Source organism: Haloferula sp. A504 (assembly GCF_044385805.1).
In the GTDB taxonomy this organism is placed as follows: Bacteria; Verrucomicrobiota; Verrucomicrobiia; order Verrucomicrobiales; family Akkermansiaceae; genus Haloferula.
Genome location: NZ_JBISBU010000246.1, coordinates 1 through 324 on the forward strand (window position 1 = coordinate 1; position 324 = coordinate 324).

General features: G+C 67.6%; 1 protein-coding gene. It reads left to right on the top strand.

The window, feature by feature from the left end:
- Nucleotides 1-324 (top strand): hypothetical protein (locus tag ACG2LG_RS24365; protein ID WP_396263524.1); only part of this gene is annotated, 324 nt, incomplete at both ends.

The following is a 324-nucleotide window of genomic DNA, read 5'->3' on the forward strand; positions in this document are numbered from 1 at the left end:
CACGATGGATCTGGCCGCGGGGACCGACACGGTGAACACGAATGCGGCGGCGACGGTTGACGGCGCGGGTGCGCTGACGACGAACGGTGTGGCGTTGAGCAACGTCGAGACGCTTGCGAGCACCAACGGCAGCCTGACGAACACGGCGGGCGACGACACGATCAACCTGACGGGCAACGAGGCGGGCGACACCAACGGGATCGGCTTCACCGGCATCAACACGCTGGATGCCGCGGGCGGCAGCGACACGCTGAACACGAATGCGGACACGGAGCTGACCGGGACGGCCGGCGAGGCGTTGAGCAACGGGGTGACGGTGTCGAA